5 protein-coding genes are annotated in these 5512 nt (G+C 64.3%); all 5 read left to right on the top strand.

Going from position 1 to position 5512, the window contains the following annotated elements:
• Window positions 1-1680, top strand: a 1680-nt coding sequence (locus AAG816_RS27305) for a hypothetical protein (protein ID WP_341992873.1), incomplete at its 5' end; no start/stop codon positions are given.
• Between the two features lie 5 nt (window positions 1681-1685).
• On the top strand, window positions 1686-2153 hold the full coding sequence (locus AAG816_RS27300) for a hypothetical protein (RefSeq protein ID WP_341992872.1): 468 nt from the start codon (window positions 1686-1688) through the stop codon (window positions 2151-2153).
• Window positions 2154-2366: 213 nt separating this feature from the next.
• On the top strand, window positions 2367-3056 hold the full coding sequence (locus tag AAG816_RS27295; RefSeq protein WP_341992871.1) for a HEPN domain-containing protein: 690 nt from the start codon (window positions 2367-2369) through the stop codon (window positions 3054-3056).
• A 2-nt stretch (window positions 3057-3058) separates the two neighbouring features.
• The gene (locus tag AAG816_RS27290; protein WP_341992870.1) at window positions 3059-3784 is read left to right on the top strand and encodes a hypothetical protein; all 726 of its coding nucleotides are present in this window, start codon (window positions 3059-3061) and stop codon (window positions 3782-3784) included.
• A 477-nt stretch (window positions 3785-4261) separates the two neighbouring features.
• The gene (locus AAG816_RS27285) at window positions 4262-5500 is read left to right on the top strand and encodes a phage tail sheath family protein (RefSeq protein WP_341992869.1); all 1239 of its coding nucleotides are present in this window, start codon (window positions 4262-4264) and stop codon (window positions 5498-5500) included.
• Window positions 5501-5512 lie beyond the last annotated feature (12 nt).

The raw sequence follows: 5512 nt of genomic DNA, 5'->3' as shown, positions 1-5512 counted from the left end.
ATCGCCGGGGTGCTGGGCGAGCATTCCGTCTGGGTGCCGCCGGGGGTGAATGGCTGGTTCCTGATCCAGTGGGACGAGGCCACTGTCTATAGCTGGTTCGACTTTGTGGACGGCGCCGGCAATCCGTTCCCGGTCCAGCCGGGCGAGCTGTACCAGTTCTCCATCTCCACCGGGAACCATCGGGCTTTGCAGATCTATGTGGATCTCGTCTGGCTCGATGCCGCCGGCACGGTCATGGGCACCTCCAACAGCATCGGCGGGACCAATGCGGCAGGGGCCACCGTCATCGCCTTCTCCGGCGCCAATGGCGGCGCCTCGCCGGAAGCGCCATCCGGTCAGCGCTTCGAGGACGCCCGCCGCCTGTGGGTGATCTCCACCGCGCCGCCGGGCGCGGTGCGCGTGACGCCCCGCGTGGTCAAAGGCCCCACCAAGCCGGGCCAGGGCACCTCGGCCATGTTCGGCTATCGGCCGTATTTTGGCGAGGCGGCGCCGGGCCAGATGCTGCCCTCCGCCTGGAGCGATGGCACGGCCACCTCGGAGATCCGCGCGGCGGTGGATGCGCTGTCCGCATCCTTGAGCGCCGCACAGGCCGCCGCCCTGGCCACGCGCCTGCGCGTGGATGCGGGGCAGGCGTTCACCGATGGCCAGAAGGCGCAGGGGCGGCAGAACCTGGCCGCCGCCGCCGCCAGCGATGCCCTGCGCAATCGCATCATCAATGGCGCCATGCGGGTGAGCCAGGAATGGGGCTCCACCCCGGTCAGCGGCGGCCTCGGCTATGCCGCCGATCAATGGGAGAGCGCGGCCTCCGGTTCCGGCTTTGCCTGCACCCACGCCCAGGTGCAGGGCGCAACGCCGGGCGGCGCGTCCCACCGGCTGCGCATCACCATCACCGCAGCCAAGGCGGCCCTCAGCGACACGGACGCTCTGGCCTGGACCCAGGCCCTGGAAGGTCAGCAGGTGGCCGACCTGCAATGGGGCACCGGCTCCGCCCGGCAGGCGCTGGCCCGGTTCGGGTTTCGGGGACCGGCGGGCACCTACAGTTTCGCGATCCGCAACGGCACGCCGGATCGCGCCTATCTGGCCGGGTTCGTGATCCCGGCGGGGCAAGCCAATCTGGACACCCTGCAGAGCTTCGTCATTCCCGGCGATCTGGCCGGCACCTGGGCCACCGGCCCCACCCGCGGCCTGATGTTCAGCATCTGCCTGGCGGCGTCGGCCGCGGTCACCGGCGGCCCCGGCTGGCAAAGCGGCAATCTGCTCGCGGTGCCGGGCCAGTCCAACGGACTTGCCAGCACGGCCAATGTCTTCGAGCTGTTTGATGCCGGCCTCTATGTGGACATAGGGAACACCGGCGTGCTGCCCGTCTGGCAGATGCCCGATCCGCTGGACGAACTGCGCAAGAGCCAGCGCTATTATTGGAAATTGGATACGCCGATCACCGCATCCTCGCTCATGGTCGCGGGCATTTATCACGGCTATCAGGCGACCCTATTCCACCCCGTGGAGATGCGGGTGCCGCCGTCGGTGTCGGCCAATCTGACCGATTACCTCAATCTCTACAGCTGGAGCATCACGGCCGGGGTTCGGCATGCCCAGGTCAATCTGCAAGCGGATGCCACGGCCAACGGCATGTCGCTGGTGGTGGTGAACGCCGGCAGCCTCTTCAACGCACGCATGTGAGCGCCATGATCACGCACATCATCCAGGTGGCGCCGGCCCCCAGCACCGCGATCGCCATCACCTATGCCGACGGCACCCGGTGGTTCGATGATCTCGCCCTGCCGGCCGATACGGCGATCCGCCGCGCGCGCGATGAATGGCTGGCCGCTGGGGGAGAGGTCGCGCCCTATGTGGCGCCGCCGCTGCCGCCGCCGGCCGAGATCTCCGACCGGCAGTTCTTCCAGGGGCTGGCTTTGCGCGGCCTGGTCTCCCAGGCCGAGGCGCTTGCGGCGGTGGGCAACGGCACGCTGCCGGCGGCATTCGAGGCGCTGATCGGGCAACTGTCAGCGGACGACCAGTTCGCCGCCCGCATGCTGCTGTCCGGCGCCACCAGCTTCCAGCGCACCAATCCGCTGGTGGACACATTGGGCGCCATGCTGGACATGAGCTCGGCCGAGATCGATGATCTGTGGCGGTTTTGTGCGGGGCTTTAGGGGCATCGGGATGGACACTGGTCGGTAGCGGCGTGACCACCGGCACTAAATATCGACAGATGCCCATGGCAGACCGACACGTCGCTATGGGGTGGATTGCCGACGGTCTGCTTCTGGTCAAAGTAAGCCGCTTAGCAGTCGCTGCTCGCCTTTCCACCGCGAGTCTCGGGCAGTATGGTGATCTCCGCTGCTGAGGGTGGAGCGGGGGGAAACATGCGTAAAATGAATCCGGACGATGTCCGGTCGGATTTCGACACAAGTTTGGCGGAAGCCCAGGCTTTCTACACCACAGTAAAAGCGGCACTGACGACCAAAAAAGACCAAACCTTGCTGGTCAGGAACACGATCCTTACCGCGGCGACATTGTGGGAGAGCTTCATTAATGACCTCTTTATCGCCTACATCAACCGCGACACCTCGCAGTTCCAGATTCACTTGCGGAACGCTTTCGAAGCCGATCGCACGGCGAAACAACAGCTGATCGCGCAACACTTTACGACCGTGACGCTTACGAAGCACATGACGGTGGACATGATCACCGAGTTGCTCGATAGCGATGGAAACAACGTTACTTTCCCAAGTTACGACGCGCTTAGAAAAGGTGCTGCCAAGTACCTGCTTGAAGCGCACAGAGCAGGTATCAACGGGCTTTCCGGGGCTAGGAAGCAGTACATCAACTTATGGCTGTCCCTTCGGAACCACATCGCCCACGACTCAGATCGCAGTTACGACGCGATGAACAAGGCTATGGCGAGCGGTGCGCTGATCAATACCGGGCTGCAGCGCGGCGTGCGTAAGATCACCCATGTAGGCTCATACCTAAAGTCTAGGTCGACGCCGAACGCAAAGCCGAGGATTGAACTCATCTTGGACGAGATGAAGCTTATTGCTGCGGCGCTCTGACTATGCCTCGTTTCACCGACTACGACATCATGTTGCAGCTCCTGCGGATCTACGCCCGAGCGGACAGGTCTTTGCACATCGGAAACATCTTGGGTGCACCGTATCGGGTCGGCGACTTGGAGCGCGAACTCGGACACGACATCACCTTCGAAATGGAAGAGCGCGCTCAGGCGAGGCAGTGCGCGCGAGAGTTGGAGGACGCCGGCCTCATCGTTCCGACGTACGGTGATCTAAGTAATCCAGAGGAGTGGATGGTCATTACTGAAGCGGGGCGAAGCGCATTGGAGCGAGGTGCGATCGATGAACTCGATGCTGCGCTTTTTAAGCTCTCGCCTTCGTTCGTGGATATGCGGCGAGGCGCATGGCGCGCAGCAAACTCGACGCTTCCAGACACGCAGCGGCAGGCGGCGCACTCCGGACGAGAACTCGTGAACCAAGTATTGCACGCTGTGGCACCTGACGAAGAACTCATCGCCCAGGATGGCTACCAGACCCGGAAGGACGGGAGAGGGCCGACCCGTCGGGACCGGTACAAACTAGCAGTGAAGAAGCGCGGGCGCGGATGGTCTGACACGGACGTAGAGGTCATCGAGAAGGCGGTCGACTTGATGGAAGCACAGCGGACCAAACTCGACGGTACCGCACACTCGCGGCAGCAGATCGACCCGCAGACCGTGTCCGACGCTCTTCACACAATCGATATGGTGCTTCGGCTGTTGTTGGTCTGATTAAGGATAGTCCAAGCCCGGATCGATCTTGCCCACCACGGTCAGCGTCCAGTTATTTAGCTCGCCGGCTGCAGCGAAGCCCCGATCGATGAGCCACCGATTTACCTGGCGAACACGATTGTTCACAGTTGTCGTTGTGTATTTTCCGGTGAGCCTGCTCCCAACGCACCAACACTTCATATGTGGCTGACCGGTTTCGGGCAGCGGCCGAGAGGCTGCCGACGGCAACAATGGGGTCGGAACCGGATGCAGGGCGGTGAGCCTGGCAATGTCCGCCTTCCTGTAACGGCTCAAGGTCCGAAAGCGGGTCCAAGTTGAGGGGCCACCTCTGCCGGAGATAAGTCGCCAGCCCCGGCTATCCTCTGTTCAGCTCATTCTATCCGGCCGGCGACACCTGTCACCCGTGCCGTCCCGCGTCATCCCCCGCACATTCTGACCTCTGAAGACGCCCGTCAACCGCGCTTCAAGAGGTCTTTCATGTCCGCCACCACCCCGTTTGTCGGCGTCCGGGTCTTTTCCGATCTGTCCGACACCGTTGCCTCCGTCGATACCCGCGACAGCACCGTCATCGGCCTGACCTTGCCGGCACCGCTGGCGGACAACACCCTGTTCCCGCTGGATGAGCCGGTGGCTTTGTCCATCGACGATGTGGACCAGGTGGCGGCGCTGGGCGCCGGCCTGGCGCGGGACACGGTGGACCAGATCCTCTCCGAAGGCATCGTCACCGACATCTCCTTCGTGCGGGTGGCCGAGGGCGCCGATGCGGAGGCCACCATGGGCCATATCGTCGGCTCGGCCGGCGCCAAGACCGGCGTGTGGGCGCAGCTGGAGGCCAAGGACCATATCGGTTTGGAGCCGGGCCTGCTGATCGCGCCGGGCTATACCGGCAGCCGGCCGGGCAATGCCGCCAATCCCATCACCACCGCCATGGATGGCGTGTGCTCCCGCATCATCGACTGCATGGCCGTGGTGGATACGCCCGCCACCAGCCGCGAGGCGGCGGCGCTCTATGCCGATGACTTCAAGACCTCGCTCAATATCATCGCCATGTATCCGGGTGCGAAGGTTTATCTGAGCGGGGCGCAGGTGGTGCGGCCGCTCTCGCCCCACGTGGCCGCGGCGATCATTCGCCGCGACAAGCAGGTGGGCAATCCGTTCAAGGCGGCCTGGAACCGCCCGCTCATCGGCATCCTCGGCGCCTCGCAGCGGGTGACCTATCGCGACGGCGACACCACCTCCGACGCCAATTACCTGGTGCAGGCCGGCGTCGGCACGGTGATCGAGAACAAGACCCTGTGGGCGCCGTTCTCCACCGCCACCGATCCCACCATCCGCGCCTATCGCTCCATCAAGCGCATCCGCACCCGGCGCAGCATCGAGAAGGCCTTCTCCACTGCGCTGCGGGGCTATCTGTCCGAGGATCTGGGCGGCCACCTGGTGACGCTGCTGGTGAAGACGCTGGAGGAGGCGTGCGAGGAGAGGAAGAGCCTTGGCGCCCTCATCGACTATCAGATCGTCTGGGACCGCAAGCTCAATCCCAACACCTTCCTGCGCGACGGCGGCATCCGCCTGAAGCTGCGGTTCGAGGAAACCCCGGACCTCACCGATCTGCAGATCTATTCCCAGCCGCAGCCGGAAGCCTTCGACGTGCTGGCGTCCTCCATCGCCGATGCGCTGTCCGCGCTCGGCTCGTCCAACGTCTATGTGGCGGCCTGACCGGCGCGGGGA

The sequence above is a fragment of the Azorhizobium sp. AG788 genome (genome assembly GCF_943371865.1).
Classification (GTDB): Bacteria; Pseudomonadota; Alphaproteobacteria; order Rhizobiales; family Xanthobacteraceae; genus Azorhizobium.
This window is presented reverse-complemented; position numbering and strand designations above follow the sequence as displayed.